The 18723-nt window shown below is 61.0% G+C and carries 16 protein-coding genes; 7 read left to right on the top strand and 9 right to left on the bottom strand.

Going from position 1 to position 18723, the window contains the following annotated elements:
* Positions 1-23 precede the first annotated feature (23 nt).
* Genes I5961_RS15215 through I5961_RS15235 form a run of 5 tightly spaced genes read right to left on the bottom strand, consistent with a single transcriptional unit; the run spans position 24 to position 3473 of the window.
* Positions 24-413 (bottom strand): RidA family protein, encoded by a 390-nt coding sequence (locus I5961_RS15215; RefSeq protein ID WP_039768794.1) that lies wholly within the window; start codon positions 411-413, stop codon positions 24-26.
* Positions 414-444: 31 nt separating this feature from the next.
* Entirely contained in the window at positions 445-1242 is a 798-nt protein-coding gene (locus I5961_RS15220; protein ID WP_011334480.1) for an amino acid ABC transporter ATP-binding protein, read from the bottom strand.
* Positions 1239-1901 (bottom strand): amino acid ABC transporter permease, encoded by a 663-nt coding sequence (locus I5961_RS15225; RefSeq protein WP_227232727.1) that lies wholly within the window; start codon positions 1899-1901, stop codon positions 1239-1241. Before I5961_RS15225 ends, I5961_RS15220 begins: the two co-directional genes overlap by 4 nt.
* 9 nt (positions 1902-1910) lie before the next feature.
* Positions 1911-2573, bottom strand: a complete 663-nt coding sequence (locus I5961_RS15230; protein ID WP_007960243.1) for an amino acid ABC transporter permease — start codon at positions 2571-2573, stop codon at positions 1911-1913.
* 51 nt (positions 2574-2624) lie between these two features.
* A complete protein-coding gene (locus I5961_RS15235; RefSeq protein WP_085695951.1) occupies positions 2625-3473 on the bottom strand; it encodes a transporter substrate-binding domain-containing protein in 849 nt (282 codons plus the stop codon).
* A 338-nt stretch (positions 3474-3811) separates the two neighbouring features.
* Here I5961_RS15235 and I5961_RS15240 point away from each other — a divergent pair, with 338 nt between their 5' ends.
* From I5961_RS15240 to I5961_RS15265, 6 genes are all read left to right on the top strand, one after another.
* Positions 3812-4243, top strand: a complete 432-nt coding sequence (locus tag I5961_RS15240) for a thioredoxin family protein (RefSeq protein ID WP_227232728.1) — start codon at positions 3812-3814, stop codon at positions 4241-4243.
* 175 nt (positions 4244-4418) lie between these two features.
* Positions 4419-5573, top strand: a complete 1155-nt coding sequence (wecB, locus tag I5961_RS15245; protein WP_227232729.1) for a non-hydrolyzing UDP-N-acetylglucosamine 2-epimerase — start codon at positions 4419-4421, stop codon at positions 5571-5573.
* Positions 5570-7744: a cyclic di-3',5'-guanylate-activated glycosyltransferase NrfB gene (gene nrfB, locus I5961_RS15250; protein ID WP_227232730.1), complete on the top strand. Its 2175-nt coding sequence runs from the start codon at positions 5570-5572 to the stop codon at positions 7742-7744. Before wecB ends, nrfB begins: the two co-directional genes overlap by 4 nt.
* A complete protein-coding gene (locus tag I5961_RS15255; RefSeq protein ID WP_227232731.1) occupies positions 7741-10899 on the top strand; it encodes an NfrA family protein in 3159 nt (1052 codons plus the stop codon). Before nrfB ends, I5961_RS15255 begins: the two co-directional genes overlap by 4 nt.
* Entirely contained in the window at positions 10899-11777 is an 879-nt protein-coding gene (locus I5961_RS15260) for a DUF4434 family protein (protein WP_227232732.1), read from the top strand. Before I5961_RS15255 ends, I5961_RS15260 begins: the two co-directional genes overlap by 1 nt.
* Positions 11761-12837: a sensor domain-containing diguanylate cyclase gene (locus I5961_RS15265; protein WP_227232733.1), complete on the top strand. Its 1077-nt coding sequence runs from the start codon at positions 11761-11763 to the stop codon at positions 12835-12837. The genes I5961_RS15260 and I5961_RS15265 overlap by 17 nt, the downstream gene beginning before the upstream one ends.
* Before the next feature lie 5 nt (positions 12838-12842).
* Here the strand turns inward: I5961_RS15265 and I5961_RS15270 are convergent, their stop codons facing one another.
* Positions 12843-14399 (bottom strand): TerC family protein, encoded by a 1557-nt coding sequence (locus I5961_RS15270; RefSeq protein ID WP_227232734.1) that lies wholly within the window; start codon positions 14397-14399, stop codon positions 12843-12845.
* Positions 14400-14700: 301 nt separating this feature from the next.
* Positions 14701-15105, bottom strand: a complete 405-nt coding sequence (locus I5961_RS15275) for a MerR family transcriptional regulator (protein ID WP_085695943.1) — start codon at positions 15103-15105, stop codon at positions 14701-14703.
* 79 nt (positions 15106-15184) lie between these two features.
* On the opposite strand from I5961_RS15275, the gene I5961_RS15280 reads away from it, so the two are divergent.
* The gene (locus I5961_RS15280; protein ID WP_227232735.1) at positions 15185-16408 is read left to right on the top strand and encodes an NADH:flavin oxidoreductase/NADH oxidase family protein; all 1224 of its coding nucleotides are present in this window, start codon (positions 15185-15187) and stop codon (positions 16406-16408) included.
* Here I5961_RS15280 and I5961_RS15285 read toward each other — a convergent pair.
* Both I5961_RS15285 and I5961_RS15290 read right to left on the bottom strand, forming a co-directional pair.
* The gene (locus I5961_RS15285) at positions 16405-18051 is read right to left on the bottom strand and encodes a phospholipase D-like domain-containing protein (RefSeq protein ID WP_227232736.1); all 1647 of its coding nucleotides are present in this window, start codon (positions 18049-18051) and stop codon (positions 16405-16407) included. The two genes, I5961_RS15280 and I5961_RS15285, sit on opposite strands and share 4 nt — an antisense overlap.
* 40 nt (positions 18052-18091) lie before the next feature.
* Positions 18092-18637: a vWA domain-containing protein gene (locus I5961_RS15290; RefSeq protein ID WP_227232737.1), complete on the bottom strand. Its 546-nt coding sequence runs from the start codon at positions 18635-18637 to the stop codon at positions 18092-18094.
* Between the last annotated feature and the right edge of the window lie 86 nt (positions 18638-18723).

The raw sequence follows: 18723 nt of genomic DNA on the forward strand, positions 1-18723 counted from the left end.
CTCTGCGCGGGAGCGGTCGACGCTCAGGCCTTTTTCTTGTAAGCGATGCAGTCGATCTCGACCTTGCAGTCGACCATCATGCTCGCCTGCACACAGGCCCGGGCCGGCGCGTGTTCAGGCTTGAAGTACTCGCCGAAGACCTTGTTGAAACTGGTGAAATCCCGCGGATCGTCCAGCCACACACCGGCGCGTACCACATCTTCCAGGCCATAACCGGCCTCTTCGAGAATCGCGATCAGGTTCTTCATGGTCTGGTGCGTCTGCTCGACGATGCCACCGACAATGATCTCGCCATCCACCGCCGGCACCTGCCCGGAAACGTGCAGCCAGCCATCGGCTTCAACGGCGCGGGCGAATGGACGAGGCTGGCCGCCAGCGGCGGTGCTGCCGGTGCCGTAACGAGTAATGCTCATGGATGTTTCTCCTGATTGAAAACGTGAAAAGTCAGAACCGCGTGCTTTTGAGAAATTCCGCCAGCCGCGGCGATTGAGGGCGCTCGAACAGTTCCTTGGGAGGCCCCTGCTCTTCGATGCGCCCCTGATTCATGAAAACGATCTTGTCCGAGACCTCGAATGCAAAACGCATTTCGTGGGTCACCAGCAACATGGTCATGCCGTCCTCGGCCAGACCCTTGATCACGTTCAGCACTTCGCCGACCAGTTCCGGGTCGAGGGCCGAGGTGACTTCGTCGAACAGCATCAGGCTCGGGTTCATCGCAATCGCCCGGGCAATCGCCACGCGCTGCTGCTGACCGCCGGACAACTGGCCGGGAAAGTGATTGCGCCGCTCCAGCAGGCCGACCCGCTCCAGCCATTTTTCGGCCAGGGCCACGGCTTCGTCCTTGTGCATCTTTTTGACTTTCAGCAGGCCGAGCGTGACGTTCTGCAACGCGGTGAGGTGCGGGAACAGGTTGAATTGCTGGAATGCCATGCCGGTCATCGCGCGATGGCGAGCGATGACTTTTTCCGGGTGACGCACGCGTTTGCCGTTGAGTTCGTCATAACCGATGGATTCGCCGTCGAGCAGGATCTGCCCGCCCTGGAATTCCTCGAGCATGTTCACGCAGCGCAGCAGCGTGGTCTTGCCCGAGCCACTGGAGCCGATCAGGGTCACGACGTTGCCGCGCTGCATGCTCAGGTCGACACCCTTGAGCACTTCGACTGCGCCGTATTGTTTGTGCAGACCACGGATGTCCAGCAGCGGCTGGCCGTTCTGGACGTTGGAAACTTGAGCTTGAGTCATGGCAGGGCCACCCGCTTTTCAATGTGCCGGCCGAGTAATTCGATGCCGTAGTTGATGACGAAGAACAGAAAACCGGCGAACAGGTAAAACTCCAGGGTCATGAACGTCCGGGCGATGATCTGCTGGGTGCTGAGCAGCAGTTCGGCCACGCCGATCACCGACAGCAAGGTCGAGGCCTTGACGATCTCCGTGGACGAGTTGACCCAGGTCGGCAGGATCTGCCGCAGCGCCTGCGGCAACAGCACATAACCGAGGGACTGATAGAACGTCAGGCCGATGGCCTTGCCGGCTTCCATCTGCCCGCGCGGCAACGCTTGCAACGCACCGCGCACGATCTCGGCGACGTGCGAGCCGCAAAACAGCGTCAATCCAAGTGCGCCGGCTTGAAACGCGCTGATCTGCCAGCCGAGCGCCGGCGCCATGTAGAAGCACGCCAGCACCAGCACGAACACCGGCGTGCCGCGAATCAGGTCGACATACAAGCGAAACGGCGCGCGCATCCAGAACTTGCCGTAAGTCAGCACCAGCCCGGCCAATACGCCGATGACCGTGCCGAACAGAATCGCCAGCGCCGATACCTGCACGCTGGTCAGAAAGCCTTGCCACAAGGCTTCGCGGGCAACCCACAACTCATGCAACCAACTGGGGGATTCGTACATCGCAGCCTCCTATCGGCGGATTGCCAGACGCTGCTCGAGGTAACGCAGCAGCATGGCAATGAGGTAACAGGCCGCGACATACAACGCCGTGGTCACCAGCCAGGTTTCAATCACCCGGTAGCTTTCGACGTTGATCTTGCGCGCGTAATAGGTCAGCTCCGGCACCGCGATCGCGGCGGCCAGCGAGGTGTCCTTGAACAGCGAAATGAAGTTGTTCGACAGCGCCGGCAGCACATTGCGCAACATCACCGGCACGGTGACGTAGGCCTTCACCTGCCACTCGCCCAGACCAATCGCCAGCCCCGCTTCACGCTGGCCCTTGGGAATGCTCAACAAGCCGCCGCGGAACACTTCGGTCAAGTACGCCCCGGCATACAGCGACAGGGTGATGATGAACGAAGGGATCTTGTCCAGCCGGATCCCCAGACTCGGCAACGCAAAGTAGATCAACAGAATCAACACCAGAATCGGCGTGTTACGGATCACCGTCACATACACCGATGCGAGCACCCGCAAGGCGCGATGCCTGGACAGCAAGGCAAACGCCATCAGCAGGCCGATCACGCAGCCGATGGCGATCGACACCAGCGCCAGTTCAAGGCCCAGACCGAGCCCCGCCAGCAAGGTGTCGAAATCGCGCCACACGGCGGCAAAGTTCAACTGATAGTTCATGGTCGGCAGTACCTTGAGCGGGGCGCGTCAGGGCGCCCCACTCTCACGGGATCATTTGAATTCGACAGGGAAACCGATGGCGGGCGATGGCAGATCCACGCCGAACCATTGCTTGAACGACGCGGCGTAGGTCGGGAACTCAACGCCGGTCATGGCTTCATGCAGGGTGGTGTTGACGAAGTTCAGCCAATCCTGATCGCCACGCTTGACGGCGCAGGCATAAGTCTGCGGGCTCCAGGCGTAAGTCGGGCTGCGGTAGCGGCCAGGGTTCTGCACCATCAGATATTTGACCGAAGACTGGTCGGTGGCCGCCGCATCGGCGCGACCGGAATTCACCGCCTGATACATCAGATCAACGCTGTCGTACTGATCGACCTTGGCCTTGGGCAGTGCCTGGTGCACCAGCTCTTCGGCGTACACGTTTTGCAGCACCGCCACGGTCACGCTGTCACCCGCGGCCTGCAGGTCTTCGATTTCCTTGTACTTGCTGTTGTTCGGCAGCAGCAGGCCGACGCCTTCGCGGTAGTACGGCAAGGTGAACGCCACTTGCTGCGCACGGCTGGCGGTAACGGTAATGAACTGGCAGCTCATGTCGACCTTGTCGGTCAGCAGGTTGGGAATCCGCGCGTCGGACGACTGCACCACGAACTCGACCTTGCTCGGGTCATTGAACAGACCTTTGGCCACCATCCGGGCGATGTCGATATCAAAGCCCTGCAATTTGCCGTCCGCGCCCTGGAAGTGCCACGGCGCATTGGTGCTGCCGGTACCCACAATCAGTTTTCCACGGGCCAGGACGCTGTCGAGCTTGCTGTCGGCCGCCTGGGCCATACCCATGACAGCGGACGAAGCCGCGAGAACAAAAACACACGCTTTGAACAAGGAAGGTCGGCGATGCATGGCAAGCACTCCAGGAAGTTGTTTATTCCGCTATACCGGAATTCGGTTTGTTACTACGGAATAGACAGCAGAAAGTGTGCCACAGGATTCGCGGGGAATCTGCAATGGATTGAAATTTGTTTTGAATCAACGAGATGGCGATAGCCCGGGAAACGGTGTAACCAGACGCGACTCCACATTTCGCTACTTTGCGTCACACATGGCGGGTATCCGGGCCACATCCTGGTGCGCGATACACGATTGGGAGCGGGCTGCACCTGTCAACTCTGACAGTTGCAGCAACGGCCACAGCGCCCCTAACGTCGTGCTGTCCAACACATTGAATAAAGGAGGCTCCAATGACGACGCCGACTCGATATTCAGCGTTGCCGCCGACGTACCGGAAGGTCTTGAAAGCCAGGCGCCTTGTCGTCCTGTATTTCTTCAACGAGCACTGCGGCGCCTGCGCTTTCGCAGGTCCAGTGTTCCTCGATATCGCCAAACCTTTCCGACCCTGGATGGATATCTTCATGCTCGATACCGCACAGTCGTGCCGGCATCCGGATGTCACGGGGACCCCGACAGTGTTGTTCTATAAGGAAGGCGTTCTGGTCAAAAAACTGAAAGGCATCGGTACGGAAGAATCCCTGCTGCAAGACTTCACCCAACACCTGGGCAAATCCAGAACCTGCGCCACTGCGCGCAAACCAGCCCATGACCTGAAGTGGCTGCGCCACACCCTCAGCACCCTCTGCACCATCCCCCGCGCAAGACGATGGAACTTTTCCTGAAAGTGCCACCCAAAAGCCATCAGGCAATGGCACTCTCGTTCCAATTGATCTGTAACAACGAGTCCCGAGGCCGGATTGGACAAGCTCCAATCCGGCTGCTTTTCTTTATTTCTCAGAAAGTGAAGAGTGCTGCTGGCCCTTTGGTCGCAGCCTTGCTTCGTCCAAGGAGGGGTCAATGTCCTTTAAAGTCATGATGGTTTTCGGTACTCGCCCGGAGGCCATCAAAATGGCCCCGCTGGCCCGGGTTCTGCGTCAGTGGCCCGACATCACACTCAACATCTGCTCCACCGGCCAGCATCGCGAGATGCTCACTCAGGTACTGGATGCGTTCGAACTGACGGTCGACGAAGACCTGCAAGTCATGACCCAGGGCCAGACCCTGAACGGTCTGTCGCAACATCTGCTCGCCCAACTCGATCAGGCTTACGAGCGGGTCAAACCGGACATCGTGCTGGTGCACGGCGACACCACCACCAGCTTCATCGCCGCCCTCGCCGCCTTCAATCGTCAATTGCCAATCGGTCACGTCGAGGCAGGCCTGCGTACCGGCAACCTGCGCGCGCCCTGGCCCGAGGAAGCGAATCGACGCCTGACCGGCGTGATTACCGACCTGCACTTCCCGCCGACCTCCAAGTCCGCCGCCAATCTGCTGCGCGAAGGCGTACCCGAAGACAACATTGAAATCACCGGCAACACCGTGATCGATGCCTTGCTATGGATGCGCAAGCACCAGCAGGAAATCGATTGGCATCCGCCTGCCGATTCGCCACTGGCGGCGCTGGACGATCAGCACCGGATGATTCTGGTCACCAGCCATCGACGGGAAAATCTCGGCGACGGTTTCCGCAATATCTGCCAGGCGTTGGCTGAGCTGGCCGAGCAATACCCGGACGTGCAATTTGTCTATCCGGTACACCTCAACCCGCTGGTGCAGGAAGTGGTGTACGGCATGCTGGACGACAAACCGAACATCTACCTGGTACCACCGCAGGACTATCCGAACTTCGTCTGGCTCATGGGCCGCGCACATTTCATCCTGACCGACTCCGGCGGCGTGCAGGAAGAAGCTCCGGCCATCGGTAAACCGCTGCTGGTGCTGCGCGACGTCACCGAACGACCTTCCGTGCTCGAGAGCGGCACCATGCTGCTGGTGGGTACCGACGCGGCACGCATCGTCAAGCAAGCCCGACAATTGCTGGACGATCCGGACACCTATGCGCGCATGAGCCGCGTGCACTTCCCCTATGGCGACGGTCACGCCAGCGAACTGATCGCCACCCGCCTCCACGCTTGGCTGAGCGCACGCTCGGCGGCGGGTAACGGGGTATGAGTCTGGGTTGGGTCGATTTCTTCGCGTATGTGCTGTTCGGTCTCAAATATGTGGCGATTGCCCTCGCCCTGCTGATGTTCATCCTCGGCCTCGATGACCTGTTCATCGACCTTGTGTACTGGGGCCGCAAGTTCATCCGGCGCTGGCGGATCTACGAGAAATTCAAGCGCGCCGACGAGGAACGCCTGTATTCGATTCCCGAGAAACCGCTGGCAATCATGGTGCCAGCGTGGAACGAAGTCGGCGTGGTCGGCGAAATGGCGCGTCTGGCCGCCTCGACCATCGACTACGAGAACTATCAGATTTTCGTCGGCACCTACCCCAACGATGCCGAAACCCAGGCAGACGTCGATGCGGTCTGCCAGCACTACCCCAACGTGCATAAAGTGGTCTGCGCCCGCCCCGGTCCGACCAGCAAGGCCGACTGCCTGAACAACATCATCGACGCGATCCTGCGTTTCGAGAGCGAGGCGAAAATCCAGTTCGCCGGGTTCATCCTGCACGACGCCGAAGACGTGATTTCGCCGATGGAATTGCGCCTCTTCAACTACCTGTTGCCCAACAAGGACCTGATCCAGATTCCGGTCTATCCCTACGCGCCGGAATGGAAAGGCTTCACCGCCGGGCATTACGTCGATGAGTTCGCGGAAAACCACGGCAAGGACGTCATCGTCCGCGAAGCCCTCACCGGTCAGGTGCCCAGCGCCGGTGTCGGCACCTGCTTCAGCCGTAAAGCCATCAGCGCCCTGCTGGAAGACGGCGACGGCATTGCCTTCGATGTGCAGAGTCTGACCGAGGACTACGACATCGGCTTCCGCCTCAAGCAGAAAGGCATGAAATGCATCTTCGCCCGCTATTCGGTCAGCGATCCGAAACTGGCGCTGGAGCAACCCTGGGTGTTCGGCATGAACCGCGAGTTCTCTCAGGTGATCTGCGTCCGGGAACACTTTCCCCGCGACTTGCAACACGCAATCCGGCAGAAGTCCCGGTGGATTGTCGGCATTGTATTCCAGGGCACCAAGAACCTCGGCTGGAGCCGCAAGGGTCTGCTCAATTACTTTCTGTGGCGCGATCGTCGCGGGCTGATCGCGTACCTGCTGAGCTTTCTGGTGAACCTGCTGTTCCTGGTGCTGCTGGCGATGTGGGCGGTGACGGTCATTTCCCCGGACTCGTGGCGCTACCCCTCGATCCTTGCCGACAGCTCGCTGCTCTCGGTGCTGCTGTGGCTCAACGGCCTGATGCTGCTCAATCGCCTGTTCCAGCGTGGCTGGTTTGTCACTCGTTACTACGGATTGGTTGAAGGTCTGCTGTCGGCGCCGCGCATGATGTGGAGCAACTTCGTCAACTTTTTCGCCAACCTGCGTGCCCTGCGTCAGGTCATGGAAATGGGCGATTCACGGCGCGTGGCCTGGGACAAGACCACCCACGAATTCCCGGCGCTCACCCAGCCGCAGCGCACTCCGCTGGGCCATCGGCTGGTGGAAAAAGGCCTGCTTACCGAGGAACAACTGGATGCAGCGATCACCAGCCCCGTGCGCCGTCGACTGGGCCGCGAACTGTTGCTGCGTGAGTACATCGACAGCACTCAACTGGTCGAGACACTGGCCGAGCAGCTGGACCTGGAATGGGCACCACTCAATCCGTTCAAGCTCGACAAACGCTTGATCGATACGGTGCCGCGCCGGGTCGCCTCCCACTACGGAGTTCTGCCGGTGGCAGAAGATGGCGACACGCTGATTCTGGCCTCCGAAGGCCCGGTCAGTCAGGTCTCGCTCGGCGCTATCAGCCGACAATTGAAACGCCCGGTGCGCAGCCGTCTCGCACCTCAGGGCCGCGTCACATTGGGGATTCGTTACTGGTACGCCAGCCCCCGCCAGAATGAGGAAGTGCGTCATATGCTCGAAGTGCTTGAGCGCCATCAGGACGATGAAACCCTGCTGGAAAGAGTCAGCCGCCATCAGGTGCTGTTGGGCAATCTGTTGCAGGTGCGCGGCATGGTGCCGCCCACTTTGTTCAATCAGGCGCTGATCGACTTCGACGCCGAGAAGACGTCCCTCGGCGAGCATTTGATTTCCCGGGGCATGATCACCCAGGAAGTGCTGGAACAGGCCCTGGCCGATCAGGCCAGTGAACAGCAAGCCGCCTACCGCATTGTCCGGGAGGTCGCATGATGTCTGTGCATCGTCAAACCTTGCTGATGGGCAGCCTGTTGCTGGGCCTGAGCATCGCCTGTCCGCTGCAGGCAGCGCCGCTGAGCGACTTCGAACAGTTCCGCAGTTATCCCTACATGGACCGCAGCTATCGCGAGGCGAAAAAGGGCAACTGGAAAGAAGTCGAACGACTGATGCGCCACTTGCTGGAAAAGGTCCCCAAGAACGACGAGGCCCGGGCACTGCTGGTGGAGTCCCTGGCCAGGCAACGCCGGTACAAGGAGGCGCTGCAAGCATTGCCGGACGACAGCAACGCCCTGCTCGACCTGCGCCTGACCTGGATCGAACAGGATCCGCCCACCAGCACGCAAGTAGAAAGCTGGATGGCCACCAGCAACCTGAATGACCGTGTACGTCTCTGGCAGGCCTACAGCCTGAGCCTGGCCAAGTTCGGCGGCGCAGCCAAGGCCCACGACTGGCTGGCACAACTGGCGCCCAAGGGTGACGACAACATCTTGCGCCTGGCCCGCGCCAACTGGTCGGAGCAATTGCGTGACTGGAGCGGCACCATCGACCAACTGGCGCCGCTGGCCGCACGCAAACAACTGGACGCCGAAGGCTGGCAACGGCTGGCTAACACTTACGTGCAACGCCTCGATGAGAAGCCGCTGCAACAACTGCTGCAACAGGCGCCGAGTCCCGAGGCCGCGCGTAACGTTCGACTGGCGATGGTCGACCGCGCCATCGCCATGGGCCACGAGCAACAGGCCCAACGCTGGATGCAGTCCCTGCCCGCCAGCGACCTCGCCGATCCGGCGCAGCGCCAGCGCCTGTGGGAGCTGGCGCGCAAGACCGAAGACGTGCCTACCGTGCAGCGCCTGAGCAACGATCTGCAGCGGCCCTGCCTGGAAACCGCCGAATGGCTGTCGCGTCAGGATCCGGAAACGGCACTCAAGCAACTGCGCAGTTGTACACCGACAGACGATCCACAGACCTGGCTGATACTCGCCCAGCGCCTGCAAGCCACTGACCTGTTGCAAAGCACCCGTCTGCCGGAGCCTTGGGACAGCCGTCGGCAAACGCAGGTGCTCGACATCTGGCAGGAGCAAGGTCGCAGCACTGAGGTCAACGCCTGGCTGGCCGGTCAGAAGCAGACGCCTGATATCGTCAAGCGCCGAGCGGAGCTGACGCAGCGCATGGGACGGATGATCGAAGCGCAAACTCTGTGGGAATTGCATTACCGGCAAACCGGCAATCTTTCCTCGCTGAATCAGGCCACCTATCTGGCGGTGAAAGCGGGTGATCGCGCGCATGCCCAGCAATTGCTGGAATCCGCGTTCGATCGTCATGGCGGGCGTCTGCCGGCAACGGCGTTGGAGCGTCTGGCCGGTTTGTATGCCGCAGCACCCTCCACGACACCGGAGCAACAGCGGCGTATGGCGCTCCTGCTCAACCGAGTGGACGGCGCGACGCGCGGCCAAATGCTCGCGCAACTCGCGGAAACCGGCCAATGCGACGCTGTGCAGCAAGCCATCGGCAGCCACCCACAGGCAGCTGGCGATTACCGCGCGCTCGGTCGCTGCGCCATGCCTGATCGCCCGGGTGAAGCCGTCGTCTATTACCAGCAGGCTGAAAAGCTCGGTGATCGCGGCAGTCGCCTGCCGCTGGCCTATGCCCTCGAAGCGGCCGGTGATTCTACTGGCGCACTGGCCATCTGGCGCAGCTTTCCGACCGCCGAACTCAGCGACAACGCGCGTCTGACGGCCAGTCGCAGCGCGCTGAACGTCGGCGACAGCCAGACCGCAGAAACCTACTGGCAACAAAGCACCACTCGCGGTGCCAATGAATGGGCACTCGGCGCAGCCATCGCCGACGCGCGGGGCGATCACGCCCAGGCACTGCAACGTCAGCGTCAGGCCCTGCAGCAGTCCCCGGATGCCGGGCATTTCTACGCCGCGTCGGTCACCGCGCAAAAAGCCGGAGACTTGCCGCAAAGCACTGCATGGCTGGCCGAAGCGGTACGCCGCGAGCCGAACAACCCGCGTTATCGCGCCGACTACGGCATGCGTCTGGCCGGTGCCGAAACCCGCGAAGAACGCGCCACGGCGATTCCGTATCTGCAACAGGCCACCCGTGACTTCCCCGAGGATTACCGCCTCGGGGAAACCCTGGCCTGGCGCTACGACGAAGTGGAAGACAGCGCCTCCGCGCGCAAGGAGCTGCGCCGGGTGATCGATCTGGAGCAGAACCCGGTGGCGGCCGATGATGAAGAAGGCAGCATGGAGGCCCGGCGTTACCGCCAGCGCCGCGCCCATGAAACCCTGTCGCGGCGTGACAGCCGGACGATTGCCAGCACCTGGTCGCCGGCCGGAATCTCGACCAACGACTTCGTGCGCCCGGACGACAGCAAAGGCTCACGACGTCGCTCGGATTCGCAGAATGTGCAACTGGCGATGTGGGACCACGCCCTGGGCGAAGAACCAAGCCGCGCCGGCAGCACGCTGTCGGTGTACGGTCGCGTGCTGCTGGGCGGACAAGGTCGCTCCAGTTACGCCGAGTCCCTCGCCGCCGGTGTCGGCCTGCGCTACAAACCGTGGGGCACACAGAACATCAACTTCTACGGCGAGATCTACAAGCAGAGCCAGTTCAACGATGACGACAGTCACAACCTGAGCCTCGGCCAGATGCTGGTGCCGGAAAAACTGTTCGATCAGGTCAACGATCATCGCAAGGACGGTCACACCACCACCGACTACCTGCTGCGCGCCACCGCCTCCTTCCTCGATCAGGGCAAGTACCGCAACGACTGGCGGGTCGACGAAAACGACTGGGACGAGCGCTTTCTCTACCTGGATGCAGCCTGGTGGACCAAGGCTGGCGATCACCAATGGCTGTCGCGCTTCCAGCAAGGTCACGCCTGGAAACTGCCGTTCAGCGGAGCCCAGACGATCATGCCTTATGGCTTTCTCGAGTTTGCCAGCCAGGACCCGAGCAACGACTGGCGCCAGGACCTGCGAACCGGTGTCGGCCTGCGCTGGCAATGGTGGTACGACGAGGATCGCTACAACGCCTACCGCTCGAAACTGACGGTTCGCACCGAATATCAACAGTCGCTGGGCGGCAATCTGTATGAAGGTGGCAACGGTGTGCTGCTGGGCGTGGAGTGGAATTTCTGATGGTTCGATGGATGTTGTGTTTGTGCCTGCTGATGAGTGCCACCGTCGCCACGGCCGATGAGCGAGTGTTCTATCAGCCGCTGAATGTCGATGCCGGCCTGACCCAGGCGCAGTGGCAGAAAGTCTGGCAAGACACCGCGAAACAAGGCACGCGAACCGTGATCGTGCAGTGGACGGCCTATGGCGACTCGGACTTCGGCGGCGCCAATGGCTGGCTCGCCAACAGCCTGAAACTCGCTCAGCGGCAAGGTCTGCAACTGGTGCTCGGCCTGGCGATGGACCCGGCCTTCTACACGCGCATTGATGAACTGGACAGCGCCGGTCTCGGCGCCTACTGGCAGGCACAACTGGGTCAGTCACTGGCCCGGCAGCAGAAGCTGCGCCAGGACTGGAAGCTGCCGGTCAGCGGCTGGTATCTGCCGCTGGAGCTGGACGACCTGCACTTCCTGGCGGCAGATCGGCGGGCCACGCTTCAGCGCCAATTGAAGGACTTCGCCGCGAAACTGGACGCGCCGCTGCATGTCAGCGCTTTCAGTGCCGGCAAGCTGGCCCCGGCGGTCAACGGTCAATGGCTGGGCGAATTGACGGCAGCCGGGGCGCACGTCTGGTGGCAGGACGGCGCGGGTACCGGCCGTTTGTCACCGCTGGTGCGTAAAGGTTACGTCAGCGCACTGCCCTGCTCCGTGGGTATCGTGCGCGAAGCCTTCCGGCAGGTCAGCCGCGAGGGCGAGCCCTTCCGTGCCGAACCGGCCACCCCGGATGCGACCTCTACCGGTTGCCATCAGAACGCGGTGTTTTCCCTACGCTATCGACCGTGGGGTTCGGTCATCCTCGATAACCAACGCAAGCATCCGGGCAGCAATGTACAAAACCATTGAAGACGAAGTCCTGAAGAAGACCGCGCCCGCCGAAGTGTGGGAGGAGTTCATCCAGCATGAATTCGAGCGGCTGCATTCGTTCTGCCTGTTGATCTACCTGGCGAGCATCGGCATCTGGCTGGCCTTCGACCTGATCGTCAGCTTCATCGGCAATCAGGGATTCACCTGGCGTTCGATGGTGTTCATCGCAGCCTTTGCGATTCTTGCTGTGGTGTTGATGTTCACCCGCAAGGCCCGACACTTCGACTGGCTGAACCTGACATTCGTGGTGATCATCACACTCGGCATCCGAATGGTGATCAACGGCTTGCCGCCGACGTTTCACGGCATCTGGCTGGTACTCGCTGCCGCCACCACGCTTTACAGTGCCTCCGTGCTCCCGCTCAGCCGATGGTCGTTCTTCGCTGCACAGGTCGTCACCTGGCTGATGCTCAATCCTTTCATGAACACCGGCATCGACCTGCTCGAGCTCAAAGGTGTGATGACCATCGCCTACAGCGTTTTTCTCTGTGCGTTGACGATCTATACATTTCTGAAGCTGCGCGAGGCCAAGCTCTACAACTACATCATGTCCAAGCTGTTGCTGGATCAGGCCTACAACGACACGCTCACCGAAATTCCCAACCGCCGCTCATTCATGACCAGCGTCGGAAAAACCCTGCAAGCCGTACCGCGCGAGCATGACCATTACCTGGCGATGATCGACATCGACAACTTCAAGAAAGTGAATGATGTGTACGGCCACGACATCGGCGATGAAGTGCTCAAGCGGATCGCGGCAGACATCAAAGCGGTAATGGCACCGTTCGAGTACGCGCGACTGGGTGGCGAGGAATTTGCGATTTATCTGGCGGGCGTTCGCCGCGAGGACGTCGAGGCATTGGCCGGTGAGTTATGCCGGGTGGTGCGTGAGCAAACCACCCGGCACCCGGTGACCATCAGCATCGGGGTGGCCCGGGTTGCAGACGGGGACACCCTCAACCAGGCGCTGATCAAGGCTGACGAAGCGTTGTACGAGTCAAAGCATACCGGCAAGGACCGCTACACCTTTCATCAGTGAGGCCGTCAGGCCTCACGCACCAGCAACACCCGTGTCACGCGACGCTCTTCGACCGCCATCACGGTCATGCCCCAGCCTTCATGCTCCAGTCGATCGCCCTTCATCGGCAGGCGATCCAGCAGGCTCATCACCAGCCCGGCCAGGGTCTGGTAATCCTCGGTCGGCTCGGCGCGAAAACCGGTGTGTTCACGGATGCGGGTCAGATTCAGCGCACCATTGACGATGAACCCGCCCTGCTCTTCGACCACGTCCGGGCCGGCGATTTCGCTGGCGTCCGGCAGCTCGCCGGCGATCGACTCAAGAATGTCGGTCATGGTCAACACACCCACAAAGTCACCGAACTCATTCACCACAAAGGCAATGTGGGTCGAGGCCGCACGCATTTGCTCCAGTGCGTTGAGGATCGAATAACTGTCCAGCAGATTGACGGTCTTGCGCGCCAGGTGTTCAAGGTTGGGCTCATTGCCGGCCAGGTATTCCTTGAGCAGTTCCTTCTTGTGCACGAAGCCCAGCGGCTCATCCACCGCGCCGTTACGAATCAGCGGCAAGCGCGAGTAGGACGAATGCATCAGTCGCGTGCGAATAGCCTCGGCATCGTCGGCCAGATCAATGTGATCGACATCGGCGCGCACCGTCATCAGAGCGCGAATCGGCCGTTCAGCCAGTTGCAGCACACCGCTGATCATCACCCGTTCGCGACGGTCGAACAGCTCCGCGCTCGGCGCTTCACCGTTGTCCAGCAAGTCGGAAATTTCCTCGCCGACCTCTTCCACTGCCAGTTTGCGACCGCCCAACAGACGCATCACCGCATGGGCCGTGCGCTCACGCATCGGGCGCAATCCCTGCATCGAGCGCTTGCGACGGGCGCGGGCGATCTGGTTGAAGATTTCGATCAGGATCGAGAAACCAATCGCGGCGTACAGATAACCTTTCGGAATGTGGAAGCCCAGGCCTTCGGCGGTCAGCGCGAAACCGATCATCATCAGGAAGCCCAGACACAGCATGATCACCGTCGGATGGGCGTTGACGAAGCGGGTCAGCGGCTTGCTGGCAACGATCATCACACCGATGGACACGACCACCGCGATCATCATCACCGCCAGTTCATCGACCATGCCCACCGCCGTGATCACCGCGTCCAAAGAGAACACCGCGTCCAGCACGACAATCTGCGCCACGATCGGCCAGAACAGCGCATAAGCGGTATTGGTCGAACGCTCGCCGACGTGGCCTTCCAAACGTTCGTGCAACTCCATGGTTGCTTTGAACAACAGGAACACACCACCGAACAGCATGATCAGGTCACGGCCGGAGAAGCTCTTGTCGAACACTTCGAACAACGGCTGTGTGAGGGTGACCAGCCAGGAAATACTCGCCAGCAGACCCAGACGCATGATCAACGCCAGACTCAAGCCAATGATCCGCGCACGATCGCGCTGATGGGGCGGCAGTTTGTCCGCCAGGATTGCGATGAACACCAGGTTGTCGATACCCAGTACCAGTTCCAGCACGATCAGTGTCAACAAGCCCAGCCATGCCGTGGGATCCGCTAACCATTCCATATTCTGTCTCTATCTCTCTTCAGTGATTTCAGGCTGCCGGGCACGGCAAAGTGCGGCGCGAAAGCTCGAAGGCTGCGCCAACAACGATAGTCGGTAGTCGGAAGACCGGATGTTGCGAGTGCGTCAAGACCGCGCGACAGCGCGAGGGGAATGGGATTCCTAGAATAGAACTGGGAGGCTCCGAGAGGGTGTTCATGCAAATCCTGAATGAAAAAAGGCCTTGAAGCGTACAGGCTCAGATAACTTTTCCTACAGCTGGAAATCATTTCAAAATCTGTACGCCGCACCTGTCTCCGGGCTTTTACGGGTAAAGCGTCGACAACACCCGGTCCGCATTGGCACCGCAGCTCATGCCTTCAGGCTTGGATTGAATATTCTCGATCACCTCCAGCAGCCGCGCCTTGCTCTGAGCCAGATGCTGCTGCATGACTTCGATCTGCTCGACCTTGCGCGTCAGACCCGCCACCAGCTCATCGTGTTTGAACTCACCGGTACCGGCGGCAGGCAACAGCTGCTTGAGCTCTTCCAGGGAAAACCCGGCCTGCTGGGCGCTGCGGATGATATTCAGGGTTTGCAGTACTTGTGGCGGGTAGCGCCGATAACCATTGCCCTGGCGCTCCACTTTGGGAATCAGACCCTGAGCCTCATAAAAACGAATACTCGAAGCGCTCAAGCCACTCTGCTGCGCCAATTCACCGATTTTCATTTCAGCCTCGATTTGCCCGCTTGACATTAAAGTTAACTTTAATCTTAGCCTCGCTCCATCACTGTTGAGGAGTCAAGCAATGTCACCCTTCCAGATTTTGAATCTGCCCAACGGCCAGACCGTCGGCAACCGTATTGCCAAAGCCGCGATGGAAGAAAACCTCGCGGACCGAAACCAGGCACCGTCCCGCGAATTGTTCCGTTTGTATCAAGCCTGGGCCGACGGCGGCGCCGGTTTGCTGTTGACCGGCAATGTGATGATCGACCGCCGCGCCATGACCGGGCCCGGTGGCGTCGTGCTTGAAGACGAGCGGCATCTGGAGCGCTTCCGCCAATGGGCCGAAATCGCACGCAGCGGCGGCGCGCAGGTCTGGGTCCAACTCAATCATCCCGGTCGTCAGACCTTTGCCAATATGGGCCAGCAAGCGCTGGCGCCATCGGCGGTGGCACTGGAAATGGGCTCATTCTCGAAACTGTTCGCCGAGCCCAGGCCAATGACCGAGGACGATATCGAAGAAGTCATTCAACGGTTCGCAAAAAGTGCCGCCCTTGCCGAAAAAGCCGGTTTCACCGGGGTGCAGATCCACGCTGCGCACGGCTATCTGCTCAGTCAGTTTCTCTCGCCGCTGACCAACCGCCGCACCGATCGCTGGGGGGGGTCGCTGGAAAACCGCGCGCGCCTGCTGCTGTCGGTGATTGAGGCCATCCGCCAGGCGGTGTCGCCGCAATTCTGCGTGGCCGTGAAACTCAATTCGGCGGACTTCCAGCGCGGCGGCTTCGACACCGACGACGCACTTCAGGTGATCGAATGGCTCAACGAGCAGCCGATCGACCTGCTGGAACTGTCCGGCGGCAGCTACGAAGCCCCGGCAATGCAAGGTGAAGCGCGTGACGGACGCACCCTCGCCCGCGAGGCATTCTTTCTGGAAATGGCTACCGAACTGGCCAGCGTCGCGCGCATGCCGGTGATGGTCACCGGCGGTATCCGCCGCCTGCCCGTGGTCGAACAAGTGCTCGACAGCGGCATCGACATGGCCGGCATCGCTACTGCGCTGGCCATTGAGCCAAACCTGGTCAAACACTGGCGCGAAGGCCGTAACAGCGAGCCGCAACTGCCACCGATCCGCTGGAAACGCAAACCGCTGGCCGCACTGGCGAACATGGCCGTGGTTCGCTTCCAGATGTCCCGTCTGAGCCGTGGCCGCCAGCCCAAGCCCGAGGTGTCGGCACTCTGGGCGCTGATCCGCGACCGGTTGTACCTCAGCCGCCGGACCCGCCAGTACCGACAGGCGATGAACGCCTAACGCCCGGCAAACCGCAGGCGCGACAACTGACGCAGGTCATCCTCGACGTAGTAGTCGTTGGTCCAGCGGTCATCCGCCGCCAACGGCTGCACCTGTTTCAACGCCAGTTTTTTCGCGAAGTAGCGAAAACGGTAATGCTCGTAGAACCGCAGCAGTTCCAGGCCATAGCGATCCGCCAGATCGGTGTCGCCGCGAATGATCAGGTAGTTCTCGTCATTGCCGTTGCTGGCCGAGGTACTGAGGTTGTGGCTGCCGCTGATGATGGTCGGGCTGTCGCTGGTGAAGTCGATGACCACCGCTTTGGTGTGCACCAGCAGGTTGCCTTTCTGGCCTTTCATGTTTTCCCGTAGCCAGCCTTCCAGCCCGGTGTTGAGCAATGCGGTGGCGGCGAATTCGGCGGTTCGGTCGGCGTGAAACCCGGTGATGCGGCTGACCGTGTTTTGCAGGCCGTACCGCAGGATGTCGTCGTGGGGCTGGCCGAGCAATGCGTTGAGAATCGCGTCGGGCAAGGCGAAGGCGGTAACGAACAGCAGGTCTTTCTTCGCCCCCTCGATGATGTCGACGAACTCCCGCAAATCCGCACCGCCGGTGCGCGGGGAGAACCCGGCAAACAAGGGCTGTGCCGGATTCATCGGGTTGTGTTGAGTGATCCAGTCGCGGGTGGCGCCGACGTCCGCCGGCTCGGCCCAGATCTGCTCGAAGGTTTTCAGGTAACTCGCGCTGACCGTCGAATCGTCCAGCACATGCACCACGTTGGCCTGGCGGTATACGCCGTTGGCGGTGAAGTTGGTGCTGCCGCACAGCACCGCTTGCGGGTGGCGCTCGCCGCCTCCGTCGAGGCGGCTGAGGACAATGAACTTGTTATGGAAAATGTTGTGAGTGACCCGCCCGCGTTTGCTGGTCGCCGGCAGTTTCGCAAGGCTCGCTTCGTTGATCGTCGTGTCTTCGTCATCGGGCCGGGCGTGATACAGCACCCGCACCTGAACACCCCGATCGAACGCCGCGTTCACCGTGTCGATGATGGCTTGCAACTGATACTCGTAGATCGCGATATCCAGCGCCCATTGACCGTCCGTTGCACGTTCGATAAACCCTTGCAGGCGTCCGAGCAGACCGTTCTCCAGCCACTGACGCGCCGCATCGGGCCAGGCTTCGATGGGCAGTTTTTTGTTGGCGCTGATCAAGGCGTCGAGTTCGGGGAATTTGCGCTGAAACGCCTGGCTCGCAGCCACGGCGCGGTTGAAGATCACGCTCTGATTCGCGGGGTGACCGTCGTCGGAACGAATCGTCAGTTCCAGCGCTTCGCCCAGTTGCGGTGCATCCGGCGAGCCATACGCCAGGTGTACGCGATAGTGGATCGTCATGCCCGGATTGACTGCGTAATCGGCCCAGCGAAATTTCTGTAGCGGTGCCTTGTCGCTGGGCGTGGCGTGAAACTGCGGGAAGGTATGGGCCTTGTCGGGAAAGGTCAGGCTATTGAACAGAAACAGCCACGGTTTGGCGCCCTGCTGCTTTTCGATGGCAAATCCCAGCAGGCCTTTGCGGCGGGATTCGGCGAGGTCCATGGCGAGCAGCACGCCATTGGTTCCGGCGTAGGCCTTGACGCGAAAATCGTCCTGCGGATTGGCGACCAGTACGCGCATGATTCACTCCTTGTGATTGGGCCCCACTGCAGCATAGCTCTCAGACCGACAACAACTCGTCGATATGCCGGTAATCGGCGTCCAGCGCTGTCGCCAATTGCCTTGCACGGCCCAGCCGGATCGGCCCGCGCTCGATATCGATCAACAGGCCGGGACACACCAGCGCTGGCATTTGCGGACAGTCTTTCAACCGGCCATCGGTGATCACCAGCAACCGTTGTTGTTCGACGGGAAAACGCTTGCGCCGCACCGCAAGCCAATGCCCGGCTTCCGTCAGCGCCGCCAACAGCGGCGTGCCGCCTCCCGCGCCCAACCCATCGAGCCATGCGCGCAACCCGCTGGAGGCCTTCAGTCCTTGCACCTGCCATTTCGGCGCCGCGCCGCTTGCGGTCAGCAACGCAAGACGCGCGCGCTGCCGATAAGCGTCGTCGAACAGTTGCGCGAGCAAGCCCTTGGCATCGCTCAATGCCTGATGGCGACGGGTCGAAGCGGAGGCATCGACGACCACCAGCCACAGTTCATGGGGCGTGCGGGTACGCAGTTGAAACAGCAGGTCCGCGCGGACTTTCGGGAGGCCATTGAGCAAGGTTCCGGGCCAGTTCACCGAGCCGCTGCGAGCCGCGTGCCGCTTGCCTTGTCGGCCGTTATCGAGCCGTCCGGCCCGGGGTCTGG

Source organism: Pseudomonas sp. IAC-BECa141, from assembly GCF_020544405.1.
Taxonomy (GTDB): Bacteria; Pseudomonadota; Gammaproteobacteria; order Pseudomonadales; family Pseudomonadaceae; genus Aquipseudomonas.